The organism is Flavobacterium enshiense (genome assembly GCF_022836875.1).
In the GTDB taxonomy this organism is placed as follows: Bacteria; Bacteroidota; Bacteroidia; order Flavobacteriales; family Flavobacteriaceae; genus Flavobacterium; species Flavobacterium enshiense_A.
Window position 1 is genome coordinate 1462580 of sequence record NZ_CP090376.1, and the last position, 22815, is coordinate 1485394.

Annotated in this window: 24 protein-coding genes; 21 read left to right on the plus strand and 3 right to left on the minus strand. The window is 34.2% G+C overall.

Going from position 1 to position 22815, the window contains the following annotated elements; translation table 11 throughout:
• Positions 1–393 precede the first annotated feature (393 nt).
• From LZF87_RS06525 to LZF87_RS06535, 3 genes are all read right to left on the minus strand, one after another.
• On the minus strand, positions 394–702 hold the full coding sequence (locus tag LZF87_RS06525; protein WP_244343217.1) for a GIY-YIG nuclease family protein: 309 nt from the start codon (positions 700–702) through the stop codon (positions 394–396).
• A 204-nt stretch (positions 703–906) separates the two neighbouring features.
• Positions 907–1344 carry a hypothetical protein gene (locus LZF87_RS06530; RefSeq protein WP_244343219.1) on the minus strand — a complete coding sequence of 146 codons (438 nt, stop codon included), beginning with the start codon at positions 1342–1344 and terminating at the stop codon, positions 907–909.
• Between the two features lie 91 nt (positions 1345–1435).
• Complete coding sequence (locus LZF87_RS06535) at positions 1436–1972, minus strand: helix-turn-helix domain-containing protein (protein WP_244343221.1); 537 nt, start codon at positions 1970–1972, stop codon at positions 1436–1438.
• Positions 1973–2362: 390 nt separating this feature from the next.
• On the opposite strand from LZF87_RS06535, the gene LZF87_RS06540 reads away from it, so the two are divergent.
• The 21 genes from LZF87_RS06540 to LZF87_RS06635 all read left to right on the plus strand — a co-directional run bounded on the left by LZF87_RS06540 (position 2363) and on the right by LZF87_RS06635 (position 22815).
• A complete protein-coding gene (locus LZF87_RS06540; RefSeq protein WP_244343223.1) occupies positions 2363–3220 on the plus strand; it encodes an ABC transporter permease in 858 nt (285 codons plus the stop codon).
• A gap of 72 nt (positions 3221–3292) precedes the next feature.
• The gene (locus LZF87_RS06545; protein WP_244343226.1) at positions 3293–4552 is read left to right on the plus strand and encodes an ABC transporter ATP-binding protein; all 1260 of its coding nucleotides are present in this window, start codon (positions 3293–3295) and stop codon (positions 4550–4552) included.
• 10 nt (positions 4553–4562) lie between these two features.
• Positions 4563–5342 (plus strand): FkbM family methyltransferase, encoded by a 780-nt coding sequence (locus LZF87_RS06550; RefSeq protein ID WP_244343229.1) that lies wholly within the window; start codon positions 4563–4565, stop codon positions 5340–5342.
• A 4-nt stretch (positions 5343–5346) separates the two neighbouring features.
• Positions 5347–6429, plus strand: coding sequence for a DegT/DnrJ/EryC1/StrS family aminotransferase (locus LZF87_RS06555; RefSeq protein WP_244343232.1), 1083 nt, complete (start codon positions 5347–5349; stop codon positions 6427–6429).
• The gene (locus LZF87_RS06560) at positions 6420–7130 is read left to right on the plus strand and encodes a WbqC family protein (RefSeq protein ID WP_244343235.1); all 711 of its coding nucleotides are present in this window, start codon (positions 6420–6422) and stop codon (positions 7128–7130) included. The genes LZF87_RS06555 and LZF87_RS06560 overlap by 10 nt, the downstream gene beginning before the upstream one ends.
• Positions 7131–7149: 19 nt before the next feature.
• Positions 7150–8112 (plus strand): hypothetical protein, encoded by a 963-nt coding sequence (locus tag LZF87_RS06565; protein WP_244343236.1) that lies wholly within the window; start codon positions 7150–7152, stop codon positions 8110–8112.
• Entirely contained in the window at positions 8105–9457 is a 1353-nt protein-coding gene (locus LZF87_RS06570) for a GNAT family N-acetyltransferase (protein WP_244343238.1), read from the plus strand. The genes LZF87_RS06565 and LZF87_RS06570 overlap by 8 nt, the downstream gene beginning before the upstream one ends.
• Positions 9458–9461: 4 nt before the next feature.
• Positions 9462–10352 carry an acyltransferase family protein gene (locus LZF87_RS06575; protein ID WP_244343254.1) on the plus strand — a complete coding sequence of 297 codons (891 nt, stop codon included), beginning with the start codon at positions 9462–9464 and terminating at the stop codon, positions 10350–10352.
• Positions 10353–10465: 113 nt separating this feature from the next.
• Positions 10466–11371, plus strand: a complete 906-nt coding sequence (locus LZF87_RS06580) for a glycosyltransferase family 2 protein (RefSeq protein WP_244343269.1) — start codon at positions 10466–10468, stop codon at positions 11369–11371.
• Positions 11361–11486 (plus strand): glycosyltransferase, encoded by a 126-nt coding sequence (locus LZF87_RS06585; protein ID WP_244343271.1) that lies wholly within the window; start codon positions 11361–11363, stop codon positions 11484–11486. The genes LZF87_RS06580 and LZF87_RS06585 overlap by 11 nt, the downstream gene beginning before the upstream one ends.
• Before the next feature lie 98 nt (positions 11487–11584).
• Positions 11585–11734, plus strand: a complete 150-nt coding sequence (locus LZF87_RS14715) for a glycosyltransferase (protein ID WP_262917912.1) — start codon at positions 11585–11587, stop codon at positions 11732–11734.
• A gap of 508 nt (positions 11735–12242) precedes the next feature.
• The gene (locus LZF87_RS06590) at positions 12243–13118 is read left to right on the plus strand and encodes a glycosyltransferase family 2 protein (RefSeq protein WP_244343274.1); all 876 of its coding nucleotides are present in this window, start codon (positions 12243–12245) and stop codon (positions 13116–13118) included.
• A gap of 61 nt (positions 13119–13179) precedes the next feature.
• Positions 13180–14316 (plus strand): glycosyltransferase WbsX family protein, encoded by a 1137-nt coding sequence (locus LZF87_RS06595; protein ID WP_244343277.1) that lies wholly within the window; start codon positions 13180–13182, stop codon positions 14314–14316.
• Positions 14306–15313 (plus strand): glycosyltransferase family 2 protein, encoded by a 1008-nt coding sequence (locus LZF87_RS06600; protein ID WP_244343281.1) that lies wholly within the window; start codon positions 14306–14308, stop codon positions 15311–15313. The genes LZF87_RS06595 and LZF87_RS06600 overlap by 11 nt, the downstream gene beginning before the upstream one ends.
• Complete coding sequence (locus LZF87_RS06605; RefSeq protein WP_244343284.1) at positions 15314–16228, plus strand: glycosyltransferase family 2 protein; 915 nt, start codon at positions 15314–15316, stop codon at positions 16226–16228.
• A gap of 1 nt (position 16229) precedes the next feature.
• Entirely contained in the window at positions 16230–17354 is a 1125-nt protein-coding gene (wecB, locus tag LZF87_RS06610) for a non-hydrolyzing UDP-N-acetylglucosamine 2-epimerase (RefSeq protein ID WP_244343287.1), read from the plus strand.
• A gap of 392 nt (positions 17355–17746) precedes the next feature.
• Entirely contained in the window at positions 17747–19000 is a 1254-nt protein-coding gene (locus tag LZF87_RS06615; RefSeq protein ID WP_244343290.1) for a hypothetical protein, read from the plus strand.
• Positions 18997–19650, plus strand: coding sequence for a CatB-related O-acetyltransferase (locus LZF87_RS06620; RefSeq protein WP_244343293.1), 654 nt, complete (start codon positions 18997–18999; stop codon positions 19648–19650). The genes LZF87_RS06615 and LZF87_RS06620 overlap by 4 nt, the downstream gene beginning before the upstream one ends.
• Entirely contained in the window at positions 19640–20650 is a 1011-nt protein-coding gene (locus LZF87_RS06625) for an N-acetylneuraminate synthase family protein (protein ID WP_244343296.1), read from the plus strand. Before LZF87_RS06620 ends, LZF87_RS06625 begins: the two co-directional genes overlap by 11 nt.
• Before the next feature lie 316 nt (positions 20651–20966).
• Positions 20967–22124, plus strand: coding sequence for a UDP-N-acetylglucosamine 2-epimerase (gene neuC, locus LZF87_RS06630; protein ID WP_244343299.1), 1158 nt, complete (start codon positions 20967–20969; stop codon positions 22122–22124).
• A 1-nt stretch (position 22125) separates the two neighbouring features.
• Positions 22126–22815 carry a cytidylyltransferase domain-containing protein gene (locus LZF87_RS06635; protein WP_244343302.1) on the plus strand — a complete coding sequence of 230 codons (690 nt, stop codon included), beginning with the start codon at positions 22126–22128 and terminating at the stop codon, positions 22813–22815.

Consider the following 22815-nt stretch of genomic DNA (forward strand, 5'->3'; position numbering starts at 1 on the left):
GGTTCGTGTAAATCCCTCCTTCGTCGGGATGATAAGGGGGGCGATGGTAGTGTTGTCGTATTTTTTTGAGATCTCTCCTGCGGTCAGGATGACAGAGGTGGACGACAGAGGGGGAGTGGCTGTACACTGTTGATTGTCATCCCGACGAAGGAAGGATCTCCTGCGTTGTTTCTTTTATGAGGATTGATTTTTATTAAGTAAGTTGATGTTTTGAGATGGTCGTTTTTTTTTTTTTTTTGAATGAAATGGGATCCCTCCTTTAGTCGGGATGACAGCGGGGGAAGTGGCTGTGCACTGTTGATTGTCATCCTGACGTCAGGAAGGATCTTTTATGTTACTCGATTTCATGATTGCTGTTTTTTGTCATCCTGACGTAAGGAAGGATCTCATTATTTATTCGATTTCATCGTTTAGGAATTTCCAGATAGGGTTTAGTTTATTTATTAAAGATTCTTTTTTCGCTCTGTTCCATGACTTTAGTTCTTTTTCTCTTGCAATTGCTGTTTCTGCATCCTGATAGTGTTCCCAATATATAAGGTGGAAGCAGTTATATTTTGCGGTGAACGCTTTGCTGCTCGTGTCTGGGTTTTTATGATAATATAAGCGTTCTTTTAAATTATTGGTAAAACCAATGTATAAAACGGTTTTGGTTTTGTTTGTAAGGATGTAGATATAGTAATTGTGGGTGCCCGGTGTTTTCATGTTTATTGTTTTTCGATTTTGAGAGATCCCTCCTGCCGTCGGGATGACAGTGGGGGGATGATGATAGTGTTGTCCTCTTTTTTTGAGATCCCTCCGAAGCCGGTACTGACAAGGGAAGTATCGGGATGACAATAGGGGTATGACAAGATGGGGAGACAGCAGGGATGGGTAGCAATGCAGCGAAGTCACGATGAACATTCAGGGTTATATTTCTTTACTACTTTCTGCGAACTGTTTCTTGAGTAGTTTTTTGCGTGCCTCAATGCCTTCTTGGAATGTATTGAGTTCAAGTATTTCTTTGGTCAGGTGTTGGATCTGGAAATCAAGGACTGTTTTTTTATGTGCTGCTTTACTTTCTCTTATGGAGACCATACAAAAACTATTTTGCATCTTTTTAATTTGGGATTTGAATTTTTCTTTTTGTAAATCCTCGGATAGATTTTCTATCAATTGTTCCAGAATTTTTATTCTTTCTATCAGGTGGTTCAGTTCTTCTGCAACGACATTTTCAGTAGCAATAACTTTGTCAATTTTCTCTTGAAAAGACTTTTTTTGCAGGATTAGCGAGCGGGATTTGGTGTGTGCCCAGGTTAATAGTTTAATGCACTGTTCTGGACTGGTAAGATTTTCAAATGGATACATAGGAATGAATTTTTGAGTAAAAATAATCTTACTTTTACAAATTTTATGCCAATTACTTATCAGGTTTTTTCTGCTTATTTTTGGTTTGCGTTTACTTTGGTTCCTCGGTATGTTCCAATGTGAGTATGTTCATTAATTTATTTTTACTGTCGATTAGGGTGTCTGCTTTATGTTTCATCACTACCAATTGGTGTAGAGGATAGCGCTTTAAGGTTTGCAGACAACGGTTTCGGATGACCTTATGCAGATCTTTTGGGGTTTTGGCATGGACGTTTTTTTCTATAAAGGAAGCGGCATTAAGCGCAGTAAGACATTTGTCGCGCTTCTCTTCGAATTTCATAATTTTTTTCTGGAGTAAAATAATTTCTATGGTTACCTGTTGTAATTGTTTATGTAGTTTCGAATGGGCTGCTTTTAATTCTTCAGACATAAATTCCTGAATTGCTTTTTCGGGTTTACTATTGGTTTTCATATGATGCATCATGTCGGAAATCCGAAGATAGCTATTGGCAGACAAACTTCGTTTACCCGATTCAAACATAGACCATTGACTTTGGCCCACGCACAGCCACATCGCGGCTTCTTCCTGTGTTAGCCCTGTTAGTTTGCAAATAGTATTCTTTTTCATAATTGTTGTTTGTGATAATTTAAAATTAGAGGCTAATTTTCACACAAAAAATGTGTGAAAACGCGATTCAGTTTTAATTTTCACACACTTTTTGTGTGAAAACGTAATTCAGTTTTTATTTTCACACAAAAACCATGACAAAATTCAGCAAGGCCGGAAACTTTTTTCGAAAGCTCAGAAATACCGCCTGTGTAAACGGTTGTGTGAAATCTGAAATTTTCAAAAGAAAGGAATAGTTTTTTATTTAAAATTTAACAGTAAAAGTAGTAGGTAATATAACACTGTTTGCTGTTTGAGTGAAAATTTGTTTTTTATTTTAACAACTGTGGTTTGGCCAATGTTTAAAATAGTTTAATTTTGGGAGCTTATAAAAATACCGTTTTGATAAACATGGAGAAGAGGAGTTTGGCTGAAAGTGAATGGGATTATGTGATTCAATCGCGCAGTTCACTGTTTGATTTACGGCTGAAAGAGGTATGGCATTACCGCGATTTACTGGTGTTGTTTGTGCGCCGTGATTTTGTAACGGTTTACAAGCAAACCATTTTGGGGCCTCTTTGGTTTTTTATTCAGCCTATTTTAACGACAATTACGTTTACCATTATTTTTGGAAATGTGGCCCAGTTATCTACCGATGGGGCTCCGAAGGTAGTTTTTTATATGGCAGGGATCACGCTTTGGAATTATTTTTCGACCTGTCTAACCAGCGTATCCAGTGTATTTAATGCCAATGCAGGTATCTTTGGGAAGGTCTATTTTCCGAGACTCATTATGCCCTTAACGATTGTGATTTCCAATCTTATGAAGTTTGGGGTACAGTTTGCCATGTTTCTCCTGTTTGTTTTCTATTTTTATTTTCAGGGGCAAATTCAGCCTAATTTATGGGTACTGCTGACACCGGTTGTAATTGTCTTAATGGCGGTTATCTCTATGGGAATCGGATTGATATTGTCTTCGATGACGACCAAGTATAAGGACTTAAACCAGTTAATTTCATTTGGGATACAGTTGTTCATGTACGCCACCCCTGTGATTTATCCAAGTTCTTCAATTCCTTCGGGGTACGAATGGGTAGTTAACCTGAACCCTTTGGTGGGGCTGTTTGAATATATTCGATATGCTTATTTGGGAGTAGGTGAATTTTCTATTTTTTCATTGGTTTATCCGAGTGTTTTTGCACTTATGATTTTAGGAATTGGTGTGGTTGTCTTTAATAAGACGCAACGTACTTTTATGGATACTGTGTAGAAATAAGAAGCAAGAGATAAGGGATAAGGGAGTAGGTGATAAGATAAGCGGAAAGCGAAATGATTAAAAGGAATGAGTAAAGTAGTAATAAAAGCTGAGGATATCTCTAAACAATATCGTCTGGGACTGGTTGGAACAGGTACCGTAAAAGACGATATGAAGCGCTGGTGGTATAACCTACGCGGTAAGGAAGATCCATTTTTGAAGATTGGGGAGGCTAATAATCGTGCCGTGAAAGGCGTAAGCGATTATGTGTGGTCGTTGCGTGATATCAATTTTGAGATTAACAAGGGAGATTCTGTTGGGATTATAGGTCGTAATGGAGCCGGAAAGAGTACGCTTTTAAAAATTTTGAGTCAGGTAACACAGCCTACAACCGGAAAAATTTATACTAAAGGAAGAATTGCCTCTTTGTTAGAAGTAGGAACTGGTTTTCATCCTGAAATGACAGGCCGTGAAAATATTTTTCTTAATGGCGCCATTTTGGGCATGCGCAAGCATGAGATTCAGCGCAAACTTGATGAAATCATAGCCTTTTCGGGGGTGGAACGTTATATTGATACGCCGGTAAAGCGATATTCTTCGGGGATGTATGTGCGTTTGGCGTTTGCGGTGGCAGCACATCTGGAATCGGAAATATTGATTGTGGATGAAGTTTTGGCGGTGGGTGATGCGGAGTTCCAGAAGAAGTGTTTGGGGAAAATGAACGATGTGAGTAAGGGAGAAGGAAGGACTGTTCTTTTTGTGAGTCATAATATGGCGGCTGTGAAGAGTTTGTGCCGGAAAGGGATAGTTCTGAAAAATGGAGGGATGTTTTATGAGGGATTATCCGACAATGCTGTTTCAAAATATTTAGCGGGTGAGTCTGAGAATTTGAATCATAAAAATTTCGGAGATGATTTCAATTGTGAGCAGTTTTATATTAAGGAAATCAGTATTAATCCCAAAGGATTGACTTCTGAAGAGAATTTAGACGAGTACCACGAAATTGAGTTTCGTACTTCAGTTGAAATAAAAGCTAATGCGGAACGATTGCATTTGACGTATGTGTTAAAAAACTGTAATGGCGAAGCATTATTTACTTTTTCAACTTCTGGTTTAGCATCCTTAAAAGAAGGGGGCAACAAATTAGTGTGCAGTTTCCCTAAGGGGTTTTTAAATATTGGAAACTATTACCTGGATTTATATATTATTGAAGATGCTAAAAGGACCGTATTTCACGAAGCTGATATAATGGCTTTTACAATTCAGGAAGGTCCTAGGCCTCTTGGCGGTTGGATGGGTAAAGAACCAGGATTTATTAAGCCAATATTTGATTGGGTAAATATTTAATAATAAAATTTTGAAAAAGGTAATAAAAAAAATAGCGATTAAATTAATTAATCCGATAGCGACCCGATTAGGATATTCAAGAGGACAAAAAGTAGTGTTTACGAAAAATCTTTTTGATAAGAATTCCCTATTAGAGATTTTCTTTTCTAATATAAAAGCCATGGGTTTTGCACCAAAACACATTATTGATGTGGGAGCCAATCACGGAACATGGACAAGAGAGACTTTGAAATATTTCCCGGATTCTTATTACACGTTGGTAGAACCCCAAGAATGGTTAAAACCATCTTTACAGGATATTTTAGACACGAATTCTAAAGTGTCGTTTAATGCAGTTGGAGCCGGCGATAAATCGGGATCGTTTATGTTTACCATTGTAGACAGAGATGACAGTTGTTCGTTTCGATATACTGAGGAAGAGGCAAAAGCAGGGGGCTATCAACAAATTGAAATTCCAATAGTTACCTTGAATGAAATGGTAGCTAAAAATCATTCGCTGCCTTTTCCTGATTTAGTTAAGATTGATGCGGAAGGATTGGATATTGCTGTTTTGGAAGGTGCTTCAGATTTGTTTGGGAGAACAGAAGTATTTATGGTTGAAGCAGCTATTTTTAATAAAGAATTCGAAAATAGTTTACTTAAAATGATAGATTATATGGATAAAAAAGGATATAATTTATTTGAAATAACCGATTTAAACCGACCGTTTCAACCTTATGTTTTGTGGCTGGTGGAATTAGCATTTGTTAAAAAGAATGGTGTTTTAGATACTTATAAGATTAGCTACTAAAAAAATGATAAACGTAACTCAAACTTTTTTTCCACCAATTGAAGAATACCAAAAACAAGTACAGCGGGCCTGGGATAATAAGTGGCTTACTAATCGCGGGGAATTGGTATTGGAACTGGAAGAAAAATTGAAACATTATTTGTCGGTTGATCATATTCTGGTTACCAATAACGGAACCATTCCGATTCAGATAGCTTTGAAATTGTTGGGTAAAGGCGGTGAAATTATCACTACCCCTTTCAGTTATGTGGCCACATCTGCGGCTATCGTTTGGGAGAACTGTACGCCTGTTTTTGTGGATATTCATCCAGAATATTTAACCATTGATGAAACCAAAATTGAAGAGGCAATCACTTCGAAAACTACAGCGATTTTAGCGACTCATGTTTTTGGAAATCCCTGTAATGTTGAGGTAATTGCGGAAATTGCGGAAAAATACAATCTGAAAGTGATTTATGATGCTGCACATGCTTTCGGGGTACGTTATAAAGGTCAATCTATATTTGATTATGGCGATGTAAGCACCTGCAGTTTTCATGGGACGAAGCTGTTTCACACAGGAGAAGGAGGGGCTTTGTTTTCTAAAGATAAAGAACTACAGCATAAACTTTTTTACAGCCACAATTTTGGACATGATGGACCGTTGGCTTTTCATGGCTTAGGGATAAACGGGAAAATTTCAGAATTACAAGCTGCTATGGGGCTTTCAGTATTGCCCTATATAAATTATATTGCTCAGGAGCGTAAAAGAGTAGTTGATTTTTATAATCAGAACCTTGATTTTTCGACACTTAAAAGTTTAAAGATAAGAGAAAATGCAGAATGGAATTATAGCTATTATCCAGTGATTTTTGAAAGTGAAACTTTACTTTTAGAAATTCAGAAAAGACTTAATGAAAATGGAATTTTTCCAAGAAGGTATTTTTATCCATCGTTGAATACAATTGATTACTTGAAAGAACAACATATGACTGTATCGGAGAGTATTTCTTCTAGAATCATGTGCTTGCCTTTATTTGTTGGGTTAAAGGAAAATGAATTGAACAGAATAATTTCTATAACAAACGAAACAGTTTCATGCATCTAGCCATAATGCAACCTTATTTGTTTCCTTATATAGGATATTTTCAGCTAATAAACGCTGTAGATAAGTTTGTCATGTATGATGATGTAAATTTTATAAAACAAGGATGGATAAACAGAAATAGAGTAATGGTTCAGGGTCAGCCTTTTATGTTTACGGTGCCTTTAATAAATCAAAGTTCTTTTCTTAAGATAAATGAAATCTGTATTAATCATAATTTATATAGTATATGGAAAAATAAGTTCTTGATTACACTTGAACAATCGTATAAAAAAGCACCTTTTTTTATGCAAACTTATGAACTTGTTTTATCGGTGCTTAATAAAGATGTTTTAGGAAAGTCCATTGCTAGTCTGTCCTTGGATAGTATTGTAAAAGTGTCTGAATATATAGGTGTTGATGTTGAGTTTGTTACAACTTCTTCAGTATACAATAATGATGATTTGAAAGCAAAAAATAGGGTCTTGGATATATGCTATAAAGAGCAGGCAAGACATTATGTAAATGTTAGTGGAGGCATGCAGTTATATGATAAAGGAGATTTTAAATCAAATGGTGTGGAACTTAGCTTTATTAAATCATTACCAATTGAATATCCACAATTTAAAAATGAATTTTTACCATGGCTTTCAATCATTGATGTAATGATGTTTAATAGTCCAGAAGAAATTAAATTCATGCTTGAAAAACACGAACTGATTTAGAACATAAATATTGATAGGTATGTTAAATGATGCGATTGGTGGATACTTTGGTTTGGATTTAAGAGAGAAAGAAGCTTATCATAAGGAAAAAAAATGTATAGCTCTTAATACCTCCAGAAATTGTCTGGAATACATTTTGTTTGGACGCAATTACCAGTTAGTATTTATACCATATTTTACATGTGAGGCAATATTAGAGCCTTTTAATAAGTTAAATATCCAATTCGAATTTTATTCGATTGATGAGAACCTTGAGCCTATTTTTGATTTTAATAAACTAGATTCAAATGCGGCATTTCTTTATACTAATTATTTTGGATTAAAAGATAATTATATCAAGGAGTTAGCTGCCCAAGATGTAAATTTAATTATCGATAATTCTCAGTCATTTTTTTCAAAACCAATAAGTGGAATTGATACGTTTTATTCTGCCAGAAAATTTATAGGGGTGGCAGATGGAGCATATTTATATACTAATAAAATGTTAAGCACATCCCTTGAGTTGGATTATAGTTTTGAGAGAATGGGGCATCTTTTAAAAAGATTAGATGTAGGTGCTGAAGATGCCTATGCTATGTTTTTAGACAATGATGCTAGCTTAGTTAATCAGCCTATTAAAAAAATGTCTAGACTAACGCAAAAAATCCTTAGTGCTGTCGACTACGACTTTATTAAAGCTCGAAGAATTGAGAATTTCGATTTTTTGCACTCTAGATTGAATGTTTCAAATCTGTTGAAACTTAATAAAAACGAAGATGAGGTACCAATGGTTTACCCATACCGGACTAATGACGTTGAGCTTAAAAAGAGACTAAGAAATTGTAAAATTTTTTGCCCAACTTATTGGCCCAATGTGAAAGAATGGTGTTCTGATATTCAATTAGAGTATAAGCTTACAGAGGAGATTATTGCTATACCGATAGATCAGAGATATACAATAAATGACATGCAATCAATATTAAAAATAATAGATAATGTATAAAATATTGATAAGGCCATTAGTTATATCTGACGCGGAGACTTCATGGAAATGGAGAAACGATTCGGAAATTTGGAAATATACGGGAAGCAGACCATCAATTCCAATAACTCCTGAAATTGAAAAAGAATGGATAATTAAAGTTTTAGCAGATCCTTATTCCAAAAGATTTGCTATTACAGTGGATAATCAATATGTAGGGAATATACAACTTACAAATATAACTGCCTCAGATGCAGAATATCATATTTTTATAGGAGATAAAAATTATTGGGGAAAAGGAGTAGGCTATGCGGCAACGCAACAAATTATTAGATATGCAAAAAATAATTTGAAACTGAAGGAAATTTATTTACATGTAAATCCAAGCAATAACGCAGCCGTAAAGTTGTATGAGAACTGTGGTTTTAAGGGGGGTGGTGATGAAACCAAAATGACTTTGATATTGGATTCGATGAAAAAAGCCAAAGTGAGTGTATTTTGCATGGTATATAACCATGAGCCATTTTTAAAAAAATGCATTGATGGTTTTATAATGCAAAAAACTGATTTCGATTTTGAAATTGTTATAGGAGAGGACTGTTCGTCAGATAAATCTAGGGATATTCTCCTGGAGTATAATAAAAAGTATCCAGGTAAGTTTAAACTTCTGTTGCATGAAAGCAACGTTGGGGCTGCTAAGAATCAAGAGGAGGTATTCAAAGCTTGCCAAGGAGAATATATAGCCATGTGCGAAGGCGATGACTACTGGACCGATCCTTTAAAACTACAAAAGCAGGTGAATTTTTTAGAAGCCAATCCAGATTATGTGTTAAGTTTTCATCAAGTGGAGGTATTAAAACCTAATGGTGAACTGGTTAAGGATTTTATCACTAATGTTCCAGAAAACTACGAAACGATAGAAACGCTGGCACGTTTGGGAAATTATATTCATACGCCTTCGGTAGTTTTTAGGAATGTAATTCTGGAATTTCCTCCCGAGTTTGTAATGTCTCCGATAGGTGATTATTTTTTATATATGTTGTTAGCTGAGCATGGGAAGTTGAAGTATTTTGAAGAAGAAATGGCAGTGTATCGTTTTGGGGTGGGAATACACTCTACACATACTCAAATAAAGATGGCAAAAGCTAATTTTAAGTTATTTACTTTATTATTATCATATTCTAAGAATCCAAAGATTAATCAAATACTTTTAGAGCGGCAACTACCTAGTTTTGACTATACAGAATATTTGATACGAAGTGAATATTCAGAAGCTTTTGTTTCTAATCGCGTTTTTTTCAAGGCTTTAAAGTCGTTACGTCAACCTGCTAAATTTTGGGGAAAGGTGAAAAATAAATTCAAATAAATCAATGAAAAATGATTTTGATTTTCTTCGATTGATTTTTGCCCTATTTGTAGTAATTGCACACAGTTATCCTTTATCGGGAAATTTAGTAGCCAAACAATGGATTTATCAATTTACCGGCGGACAGATAGAACTTTCAAATATTGGTTTAAATGGTTTTTTTATTATTAGCGGTTATTTGATTTTTCAAAGTTTAGAAAGGAGTAAATCAATTATAAGCTACTTCTGGAAGCGCATTTTGCGATTATTTCCAGCTTTATTGGTTGTGTTGTTGCTAACCATTCTTTTAGCGCCCATGGTTTATGAAAGCACAACACCTTATATGCAGAATAGGGAGGTGTTTTCTTATTTACCAAGGAATCTTTTTTTATACGATTTGGAATACAACATTAAAGGTGTTTTTGATCATAATCCTTATCCATCAGCAATTATTGGGTCACTTTGGGCAAGTTGTTACGAGTTTTCGATGTACTTGTTATTAGGTTTTTTATTTTTCATTAAAAACAATAGAGTTAGATTTGTACTATTATTTCTTGCCTTTCTCTTGATGTTTTTTGATTATAATTTTCTAATGGAACAATACGGTGCAATTTATCGATTTGGAATGCAAGTTTCAAGTTTTTTTAATCTAGGAACTTTCTTTGTTGCAGGAGCATTATTAGGGGTAAGCAGGGTAGAAACTATAAAATATAAAGAAGGATTGTTATTGTTGTTATTTGTGATGATATTAGTTGCATTGCAATTTAATTTTTATGATGCCACGAAACACATATTGTTAACATTGTTTGTTCTTTTATTTGGATTAGTTGCAATTCATCCTATAAGTAAAACAAATGTATTGGGGAATTTATATTTATGGGTTCCCAATTCAACAAACATTAATGTATTATTTTAATTTAAATACAAACACTTTAATTTTTTTTCTGTTTTGATATCTATGTTATTTGGTTATCTTTCTTGGCATCTGATAAAGGAAAGAATGTTGATTTTTAATAATAAATTTCGCTAATGCTTGCTATAGTCATTCCATTTTACAACCTCACATTCTTTGAAACAACTTTACAATCGTTAGCCAATCAAACCGACAAACGTTTTAAAGTTTATATTGGAGATGATGCCAGTCCGGAGGATTGTTCTTCTTTGCTTAGAAAGTTTGAAGGAAAATTTGATTTTGCGTACTATCGATTTGAAAATAATCTAGGCGGAACTTCATTGACGAAGCAATGGGAACGGTGTATTGCCCTTTCGGGACCGGAGGAGTGGCTGATGATTTTGGGAGATGATGATGTATTGGAAAAAAATGTGGTGGAAGAGTTTTATAAGGAATATAATATTTTTAAAGGGAAAGCTAATGTTGTGAGATTTGCCTCTAAAATAATAGATGAAAATGCAAAGACAGTATCGGATGTTTATGTAAATCCAAAATGGGAATCTGCAACAGATTCTTTTTTTAGGAAATTTGAATATTTAACAAGGGGTTCTTTGTCTGAACACGTTTTTTCTAAAGTATCATTTTTCCAATATGGTTTTCAAGATTATCCTTTAGCTTGGTGTAGCGATGATCGTGCTTGGTTGGATTTTTCAAAAGAGAAGCCTGTTTTTTCTATTAATCAGAGCGTTGTATATGTAAGAATTTCGGAAAGCAGTATTTCTGGAAAATCAGATAATATAAATAAAAAACAGGAAGCAACAGTTGAGTTTTTCAGATTTATAATTTTAAACAAATTAAAGTTTTATAATAAAAGTCAGCGTAAACGATTGCTTGATCGATATGAAATCAGTATTAAAAAAATGAGAAAAATACACCTTTCAGAATGGTTTATCATAATGTTTTTATATTTGAATTACTTTGACAGTAATTCTTTAAAAAAGGTAATTAGACGATTTGTAAAAAGCATAAAATATGAAGATTAATCCTCTTGTTTCTGTTATAATGCCTGTTTTTAACGGTTCTACTTTTATTGAGGAAGCGGTCAAAAGTGTCCTTAATCAGACTTTTATCGATTTTGAATTAATTGCTAATGCCTAATATTTCGATCATAACGATCAATTATAACAACCTGGAAGGCCTGAATAGGACTGCAAAGTGTTGCCAATCAAACTTGGAGGGAGTTCGAGTGTATCGCTATTGACGGCGGTTCCACCGATGGCAGTGCAACTTATCTTCAAAGCCACGGTGATAAAATTGACTATTGGGTGAGTGAACCGGACAAAGGGATTTACAATGCCGTGAACAAAGGAATTCAGGTAGCCACAGGTAGTATTTGCTGTTTTTGAATAGTGGAGATCATTTTTTTTATAATAATGTACTGAAACAAAACCATAATTTTCTGGGATCGCAAGACATGTGTATTTTAATCTTAATGTGGTTGGTGAAAAAAATACGTTTGTAAAAAAATATCCGGATGAATTGTTGTTTTCCTATTTTGTAAATGATACATTACTGCATCCGGCAACTTTTATAAAAGCGGCATTATTCAACAAATTGGTTTGTATGATGAAAATTTAAAAATTGTTTCTCATTGGAAGTTTTTTATTTTTGCATTGATTAAATCTAATGCAAGTTATAAATACGTGGATTGTGTTTTTTCAATTTTTTATTTAGATGGAGTAAGTTCGCAAAGTGATAAGAGTCGGTTAATACTAATTGAAAAGCAAAAAGTGTTCGATAACGAGTTATCGTTCTTATATAATGAAATATTGGAATTGAAATCACTTAGATTAGAGATTAAAAATTTAAGGGCTTCGAAAAAAATAAAACTATTGCAAAAACTCAGATTACTTAATGAATTCTAAATTAGTTTCCGTTATTGTCCCCTGTTATAACCAAGCACAATATTTAGATGAGTGTTTGCAGTCGGTATTGGATCAAACATACCAAAATTGGGAATGCATTATTGTAAACGATGGTTCTTTAGATGAGACAAAACAGGTAGTTAAAAAGTGGATAAAAATAGATACAAGGTTTAGATGCATAAACATCGAAAACAAAGGAGTTAGTGGGGCTAGGAACTTGGGTGTAAAATTATCAAAAGGAGAATATATTCAATTTTTGGATGGTGATGATATTTTAGAAAATAATAAGTTAGCTTACCAAGTTAATGTTCTTAATAAGGATTTAGCGATAGACATTGTTTATGGATCTAGTAGATATTTTTTCCATGGAGATAAACTAAATTTATACCCAATACATTATAATGGAATTATCCCATTGATTGAAATGCACAAAAATGACCGCTATCAAAAAGACGTTTTAGTGTATCGAAATATATGTACTAATTGTTCTGCCTTATATAGGAGGAAAATTTTTGAGAAAATATATTTTAGAAATTTAGTATATGAAGATTGGTTTTTTCATATCGAATGCGCATTAAATAGTTTTGTATTTCATTATTCAGGTGCGGAAAACACTAAAAGTCTAGTTAGAATGACGTTAAACAGCCAAATGAATAAACACGCTGTTGAAGCGAAATCTAGCGATAAATTTGAAGTGGAATTAAAATCTATATTGGATGCTAAAAAGTTTTCATCTAGATTAATTGAAGAACGTGAAAATAATATTTGTGTAACATTTCATTATGAAAGAAGGTATTTTTTTAAACTTGTGAATAATGTTATGCCTCCTATTCTGATGAAATTATTTAAAAGGTACTTCTCTTAAAGCTTTAAAATTTAATTAATATTGTTTTAAAAACTATGCGAAAGCATAAATAAATAGTTTTATGTCGGAAAATATAAAATTTCTTGCTTATTATCTTCCACAATTCCACCCTATCCCCGAAAATGATCTCTGGTGGGGAAAAGGCTTTACCGAGTGGACTAATGTTGCCAAGGCAAAGCCTTTGTTTAAAGGACATTACCAACCTATTTTGCCTGCTGACTTAGGGTTTTATGATTTACGACTTCCCGAAGTACAGGAAGCTCAAGCAAATTTGGCAAAGGAATATGGGATAGATGGTTTCATTTATTATCAGTACTGGTTTGGCAACGGAAAAATGTTGTTGGAAAAACCCGCTGAAGCTATGTTACAAAATGAAAAAGTAGACATTCCGTTTTGCTTTTGTTGGGCCAATGAAACGTGGAAAGGAATTTGGCATGGGTTGGATAATCCCGATATTTTGATTGAGCAAACATATCAAGGCGGGGGGGATTATGAAGCGTACTTTGATTATTTATTGCCTTTTTTCAAAGATAAAAGATATATTAAAGTCGATAATAAACCGATGTTTCATGTATATAGAATCCAAGAAATTCCGGATTGGTGTTTTTTTATCGAATCATTTAATCAATGGGCTATTGATAATGGATTCGATGGTATTCATTTTATAAATGGAACAAATATCCCACATGCTGAAATCTTGATGCATCCTTTTATTAAGGGAGAGGTAGGGACAGATGTGTTCTCTAAAATGAGATATCAAAAGGGTTTTGTTTTTCAGGAAGTTAGATATTTGGGCTGGCTTGAAAGAAGAATAAAAACATTTCTTGGGTTTACTAATCATATCGGTAAAAGATTAACTCCTTTAGTTTTTGATTATTCTATAGCAATAAAAAAACTTGAAGTAGAAGTTACTCATAGTAAATATTTACAATGTGTTTTTCCTAATTGGGATAACTCAGCAAGAAGTGGCAAGAAGTCATTGATCTTTAAAAATGCTACACCGGAAAGTTGGAAACGACATCTTGAAGAAGCTGTTAAAAAAGTATATCTAAATGAAAATGCATCTCCGTTTATTATAATTAAGTCATGGAATGAATGGGCGGAAGGAAATCATTTAGAACCTGATCAAAAATTTGGGCATAGGTGGTTGGAAGTCGTTAAAGAAACAAAGAGAAATTTGGTGAAAAATGAAAAATGATTTGATCTCTATAATATTACCCGTTTATAATGGTGAAAAGCATATATCTAAATCAATTGAAAGTTGTCTGAATCAAACCTATACTAATATTGAGATTATAATTGTAAACGATTGTTCGACAGATAAGACTTCTGAAATAGTAAACCGTTATTTAAATTTAGATGGCAGGATTAAAGTGGTTCATAATAAGGTGAATAAAAAATTACCTGCAAGTCTTAATATAGGACATCGCGATGCTCAAGGCTTATTTTTTACATGGACTAGTGATGATAATATTTACGAGCCGGATGCCATAGAGGAAATGGCTAAAGCTCTATACTATAATCAAGCTGATGTAGTATATTCCGATTTTTATCTTATAGATGAGAATGACATTATAAAAAAAGAAACGCAACTGCCTGAAATAGGAAATTTTTTATTTGGAAACATTATCGGAGCTTCATTTCTTTATAAAAGAGAAGTATATGAGAGAAATGCTGGTTATAATGAGAGTTTGTTTTTAGTTGAAGATTATGATTTTTGGCTTAGGGCATTTGAACACAGTAAGTTTAAACACATCAAAAAAGCGTTATATAAATACAGAACCCATAAAGACAGTTTGTCAAGCGAAATTAGGTTTAATGATAAGAAGCAAAAATTATGGAAAGAAAACTGCAATAAAATGTATTTCGGCTTTTTTTCGACTTATTTAAAAGACTATGAATCTATTGCAGCAATTTTTGCAGATAAATTAACAGGCCAATATATTGATTTTGGGCTTTTGAAAAAAGAAAACAAAAATATAACTCTTCTGAAAGATAAATTAAAACAGAATAGGAATATTAGTAGCGATAAAATTGTTGAGACCGCTTTCTTAAAGCAATTTATAAAAATACTGGTTAACAATCAGGATGATAAAAGTAATTTTGGAAAAAGTATGTTCATTTTAAAAAAATATATTTTGGTACTTGATAAAAACAGTTTTAAAACATTAATTAAGTATTCTTTTTTCAAATAAATGAAACCAGCCGTAACCATTATAATGGCCACTTACAATAGGGCTCATTTTATAAAAGAGACTTTACGTTCCATACAAAATCAAACATTTGGCAATTGGGAATGCCTTATCATTGATGATGCCGGAACCGATAATACAAAAGAGGTGATAGCTGATTTGTTAAATAATGACGGTCGTTTTCACTATTTGAAAAGACCAGATAATTATAAAAAAGGTTTACCCGGTTGTCGAAATTACGGTCTTGATTTGGCCAAAGGCGAGTATGTTGTTTTTTTTGACGACGATGATTTTGTGCATCCGCAGAATTTAGAAATAACCTTGAAATTTATTAAAAGGCTGGACGTAGATTTTGTCCATTTTCGAAAGAAAGCTTACGAGACTAGTTTGCCAGAAATAATTGATTATTCGAAAGATTTTAATTTTTTAACAAACGATGTAGTTTTGGAAGATCATCTGACACATAGGGTAGGTCTGGCATCCTGTACTATATTATGGAATAGAGATTGCTTTATGGATGTTCGTTTTAATGAATATTTAATGTATGCCGAAGAATGGGAGTGTTATACAAGAATTTTACTGAATAATAAATTAGGTAAATCTATTAATGCTGTTTTGTACTATAATTTCAAGCACTCAAATTCAAATACAGGTGAATTTTATAAAGCAAATCCTATTAGAGTTCAATCTAATGTTGAAGCAATTAAGATGGTTGTTATTAATCTTAAGAAAAATGGATTACTTAATTTAAAGCTTAAAAAATATTTTATCCGCACTTCTATTTCTTTTAAAGAATATAATTTAAAAGATAATCTTATTGTTTTATATGAGGATAATACTTTTAATTACAATCTCTATTATTTTAAAATTAGAATTAAAAGCAGGTTATATAAATTAAAAAAACGATTATTAAAGTAATATGAAAATCCTCCTTTGTTTTGGTACTCGTCCAGAAGCCATTAAAATGGCGCCACTATATTATGCTTTAAAGAAAACGGAGAATGATATAAAAATTTGCATTACAGCGCAGCACAGACAAATGCTGGATCAGGTATTGGATTTTTTTGGAATCGTGCCCGATTTTGATTTGGATTTGATGCAGGTAAATCAATCCTTAAATCAGTTAAGTTCCAGAATTTTGAATGCGGTCGACTCTGTTTTAACTGATTTTTCACCCGATTACGTATTGGTTCACGGCGATACCACAACTTCAACGATGGTAGCTTTGGCCGCTTTTCAAAGGGGGATTAAAGTAGGTCACGTTGAAGCAGGGTTGAGAACCTTTAATAAGTTGTCTCCATTTCCTGAAGAAATGAATCGTCAAATTACCGGTAGAATTGCAGATATACATTTTGCGCCGACAAAATGGGCTGCGGGCAATCTTTTTGATGAAAATATTAATAAAGATGATGTTTTTATTACCGGAAATACGGTAATAGATGCTTTGCATCTGGGTTTAGATGAGATAAAAAAGGGCTATAGTTGTGTGGATTTAGAGATGGTTAAGTCTGTGATTATTCCTAATGCAAAAGTTATACTTATAACCGGTCACCGAAGAGAAAATTTTGGAGATGGTTTTGAAAATTTGTGTGAAGCCATTAAAGTAATTGCGTCCCGGAGGGCTATACAAGTTATTTATCCGGTACATTTAAATCCGAATGTGCAGGAACCGGTCAATCGTATTTTGGGGAATCTTGATAATGTATATTTAATACCACCTGTTGATTATCCTGCATTTATCTATTTGATGCAGCAAAGTTATTTAGTTCTTACAGATTCTGGGGGTGTTCAGGAAGAAGCTCCCTCTTTGGGAAAACCAGTTTTAGTCATGCGTGATACCACCGAACGTCCTGAGGCAATTAGTGCGGGAACAGTGATTTTGGTTGGTACAGATAGTACTAAAATAGTAGCTGCATGTACAGAATTATTGGACGACGAGGATTTGTATCTAAAAATGAGTAAAGCTCATAATCCTTATGGAGATGGTAAGGCAAGTACACGTATTATGGAATTTTTAGAGGTGCAAAATCCGAGAAGTTGTTAGCAGTATTATTCATTCCTTCTTTCCTTTAATTATTCTTATATCATTAAATAATGGAATTTTGATAGATTTTGTTTTGCAGCAAAATTTATGTGTTTGTGAGGGAAATAAGTTTTTGAAATATATTTCTTCAAAACACTGTTTGGAGTGTTATAAATAAGAATAGACTTACAAGTGTTTTTTGATTGATAAAGTTGCGGATTTTACATTGACTTTCTTTATTCTATTTATTGCTTTAGTATTAGTTTGGGTATTATTTATGTTTATATTGAAAAACCAATCTGTGAAAAGATAAAAAGTTTTAAGCTCTTAAAAAACGTGGAGAAAATAATTTACTCTTAAGTTGCTGTGATTGTTGCAGAGAAAGAGAATTATAATTAGTGAAATAAAAGAAAATGAAAATACTTGCACTGGTTGAAGATTTACGGATAAATACATCCTCTGGGGGAATTTGTAATTCTAATTTTTTATCTGGTTTGATAAAGGATGGGCATCAGATTGACTGTTATTATGATTATGCTCATTCGGATGATTTCCCATGGTTACAATCATCGTTACTTAAAATAAAGTCTATTTCGTCAAATCAACCTAGTTTATTATTTAAAACTATATGCAAAATACCCAAAGGTGATGCTATTGTAGTTCGTTTAACCGGATTTACTCTAGAACAAAATGAAAAAATCAAAGCATGGCAGAGAAGTTTGAAAACAGCACTTTGTGAAAACGAATATGATTTAATTCTGTTCTTGGGGGCTGGTAATTCCATGCTTAACTATTTCTCTATTTTAGGAGTTAAAACAACCATTCCAATTATGGTGAATTATCATGATCCCTATCCTGATAATCAATATCCGGCTCCGTACACTGGGTCTAATAATCGGGTGGCTAAAATTAAAACAAAGAAATCGAACGATATAATTAATAAGGCTACGATAGTAAGTTTTCCTTCTATGCGACTTCTTGAATGGATGACTCAATTCCATCCTGCCTTAAAATATAAATCAACTGTTTTTCCCCATGTGAACGGATTACTCCAAGATTTGCCTGAAATAGAGGAGGACATTGAAGTTACTTTGAATGAAAATCGCTTCAATATTGTTCATGCTGGCTCTTTGTTAGGCTCAAGAAACCCAGAGTTTTTAATTCGGGCTTTCAAAAAATTTATTGATGGAGATGAAGAAAGAAGACAAAAAGCAATTTTAAATATCATTGGGCACATTGACAGGAAAAACAAAGTTACGGAGATTGATTTGAACCAATATGAGACTAATATTCGTTTGATTAGGAAAAGGGTAAGTTATAAAAAAAGTAAAGAAATTTTTGCTAAGGCGGATGTATTGTTAATTATTGAAGCAGTAGGAGAGGATAGTCCGTTTATGCCGGGAAAACTGACTGATTATATAGAAGCAGAAAAGAATATTATGGCATTAACACCAAAAAAATCAGAAATATCCAGACTTTTTGGTGATAAATACCCATATATAACTGAAACAGACAATGAAGATGGAATTTATTTAATTTTAGTTACATTGTGGGAATTATGGAAAAGTAAACAAAAAGTAATAGATGTTCCCCCGGCTTTAAAACATTATGTGAGTTGGGAGAATCAAAATGCACTATTAACTGCCTTATTTGCTGAAAATAAATGATAAAATTATTTTTATATAAAAAGTGGACGCAATATCAACGGTATAAGTTTTTAAAACAAAGGAAGAAAGAAGGTAGTTTTATATCGGCACAAACTTCCGGATATTGGAAAGTATTCTTTGAAGGTAAAAACGGAGTTCCGGAACGCTGCCAGTTTTTGAGTGATACTATTCGTATAGGATATGCTACCACTTTGGGTGTAAATAATCTTTTATCAGGAAATGTGACTATTGGGAAATACTGTCAGATAGGAGCAGATGCGGCTTTTCACGCTTCAAATCATCCTGTAAGCCATATGACAACTTATATCAACTCTAATTTGTTCAACGGAGAATTAAAACAATTTAAAGAAGAGCATAAGATAATTGTGGGTAATGATGTTTGGGTAGGACATGGAGTCATTGTTGTAGGAAATGTGACCATTGGTAACGGAGCTATTTTGGCTGCGGGTTCGGTAATTACAAAAGATGTTCCTCCTTATACCATTGTTGCGGGTGTTCCTGCTAAACCAATCAGAAAACGATTCTCGGACACCATTATTCAGCAAATAGAAGCCTTACAATGGTGGAATAAATCAGATGCGGAATTAGAAATAATAAAACCTTTTTTTTTAAAAGATTTTACAAACAAAGAAAGTATTTATGATAACTAAACCCTACCTCATAGCTGAAATAGGACAGGCTCACGAAGGAAGTCTCGGTATACTGCACTCCTATATAGACGCTTTGGCTACGACCGGAGTTCAGGCTATTAAATTTCAGATGCATATTGCCGAAGCCGAGAGCAGTATCCACGAGCCTTTCCGTGTTAAGTTTTCGCTTGAGGATGAAACCCGATATGATTATTGGGAACGGATGGGGTTTACTTTGGACCAATGGAAAGGGATTAAAGCACATTGCGACGAGGTTGGGCTTGATTTTATTTGCTCTCCATTTTCTAATCTAGCAGTAGATTGGCTTGAGGACATCGGAGTCAAATATTATAAAATCGGATCCGGTGAAGTGAGTAATTGGCTTATGTTGGATAAAATTGCTAAAACAGGTAAGCCAATTATTCTTTCTTCTGGAATGAGTAACTACGATGAATTGGATAAAACGGTTGCTTTTCTGAAAGAAAGAAAAGTTGCTTTTTCCTTATTACAATGTACAACTTCCTATCCAACACAACCGGAACAGTATGGTTTAAATGTGATTAAAGAATTAAAAGAGCGTTACAATGTTTCTGTTGGTTTTTCCGACCATTCTTCAAAAATCGCAACGAATATAGCAGCAGTGGCTTTAGGTGCGGAAATACTCGAATTTCACGTGGTTTTTGATAAGCGTATGTTTGGTCCCGATACAAAATCTTCTTTAACTCTTGATGAGGTTTCCCAAATGGTAAGCGATGTCTCAATGGTTTATACGGCATTGCAAAATCCTGTAGACAAAAATAATAATGAACAATTCGGTAATCTGAAAGCCATCTTTGAAAAATCACTGGCTGTTAATAAAGAGTTGCCAAAAGGGCATCTGTTAGCGTTTGACGATCTTGAGACCAAAAAGCCTAAAGGTTTTGGTATGGATGCCACGCGTTTTCATGAGGTTGTCGGAAAACCACTGAATAAAGATTTAAAAAAGTGGGATTTTTTGAATGAGGGGGATGTTGATTTGTGAGAATTGATTTTTTGAAGGCCTGAAATGACAGGAGATTGCTTTGTTAATCCGAGTAAAGGTCTTGTGTCCTACTGAGTTAGGATGAACTGTATTGGCAACATTTGCAACCTACCACAAAGCCAAACACCCCTAAAGTCAACTCAAGGGACAATTTCGGTAACGTGTTTGGATTTTAAAAAGATGTTTTTATTTCATAATACAATATAGGGTAACAGTGCGCTCATCGTTGTTAAAAATTCCTTAGTGTTAATACTCCAAACAACCTTTTCATCATTCCGTTTTTTTGTCTATTTTTAGCGCTTGAAATAAAGAGAAAATGCCGAGAAGAAAAATAGCTGTGGTTATTACCGCCCGTCCTTCCTACAGTAGGGTTAAGACGGTTTTGACAGCCATTCAAAAACACCCCGAACTGGAGCTTCAACTGGTCGTAGCCGCTTCGGCTTTGTTAGACCGCTATGGTTCTGCCGTAAATTATATTGAAAAAGACGGTTTTGATATTGCAGCACGGGTGTTTAATGTTTTAGAAGGAGAAAATCTAACTGCTGCCGCGAAAACTACCGGGATAGGCATTTTAGAATTATCCACGGTTTTTGATAATTTAAAACCGGATATTGTTGTTACCGTAGCTGACCGTTTTGAAACCATGGCTACCGCCATTGCTGCTTCTTATATGAATATTCCTTTAGCTCATATTCAAGGAGGAGAAGTGACAGGTAATATTGACGAAAAAGTGCGTCATTCCATAACTAAATTAGCAGATTATCATTTTGTAGCCTCAGAGAGTGCAAAGGAAAGAGTAATAAAATTAGGTGAAGATCCTAAAATGGTATTCAACACCGGTTGTCCTTCCATTGATCTGGCTGAAGAAATAACAAACAGTAGAGAGTTGCCTTTTAACCCCTATGAAAAATATGGAGGTGTGGGAGCGAAACCCAATTTGAGTGAAGGTTATCTAGTTGTAATGCAGCATCCTGTAACGACAGAATATAAAGATTCCAGAAAACATATTGAAGCCACGCTTGAAGCGGTACACAAGGTAAATAAACCGACATTATGGTTTTGGCCTAATGTGGATGCCGGTGCTGATGGTACTTCAACAGGAATACGTGCTTTCAGAGAGCAACACCACTTACCACAAGTTCATTTTTTTAAAAATATGGAGGGAAAGGATTTTCTTCATTTGTTGAAAAACAGTAGTTGTTTGATCGGAAACTCCAGTGTTGGTATTCGGGAATGTGCCTATTTAGGTGTTCCGGTTGTTAATATAGGTTCCCGTCAGAACAGACGAGATCGCGGCAATAACGTAGTTGATGTTGATTATTGTCAGGAACAGATTGAGAAAGCCGTACTGCAGTCGGCATCTAATGGAACGATATTATCGTCTTTATTATACGGTGACGGAAAGGCAGGGCAAAAGATAGCTTCGTTATTGGCATCGCTTCCTTTACAGTTTCACAAAACCATCATGTATTAAGATGAAGCTTCTTGCGGTTATCCCTGCCCGCGGGGGGTCTAAAGGTGTTCCTGGCAAAAATATAAAACTGTTAGGAGGTAAGCCTCTGATTGCTTATTCCATTGAGAGTGCAAAAAAAAGTAAGTTGCTTTCAGAAATTATTGTTTCTACAGACAGTGATGCCATTGCAGCAGTAGCTTTAGACTATGGTGCAGGTATACCGTTCATGAGACCAAAAGAACTGGCGGAAGACAATACACCAACTTTAGCTGTACTGCAGCATGTGCTCGATTTTTATGAAAGTAACGGTGCTTTTTTTGAAGCAGTGTGTCTTTTACAACCTACGAGTCCTTTCCGGGAAAACGGTTTCATAGACTGCGCTATAGAAAAATTTATGGAAACTAATGCTGATGCGTTGGTAAGTGTATTACCTGTTCCACATGAATACAACCCACATTGGACTTTTGAATGTGATGAAAACGGCCTCCTGACCATTGCAACAGGTGATGAAAAATTAATCTCCAGAAGGCAGGATCTGCCGCAAGCCTATCATCGCGATGGTTCCATCTATATAACAAAGTCGGAAGTTATAAAAGCCGGTTCGTTATATGGTAATCAATTGGCTTATATCGAGAGTAATCCGGAGAATTATGTAAATATTGATACTCCTGAGGATTGGGAAAAGGCTTCTTTATTCATAAAAAAACAATGA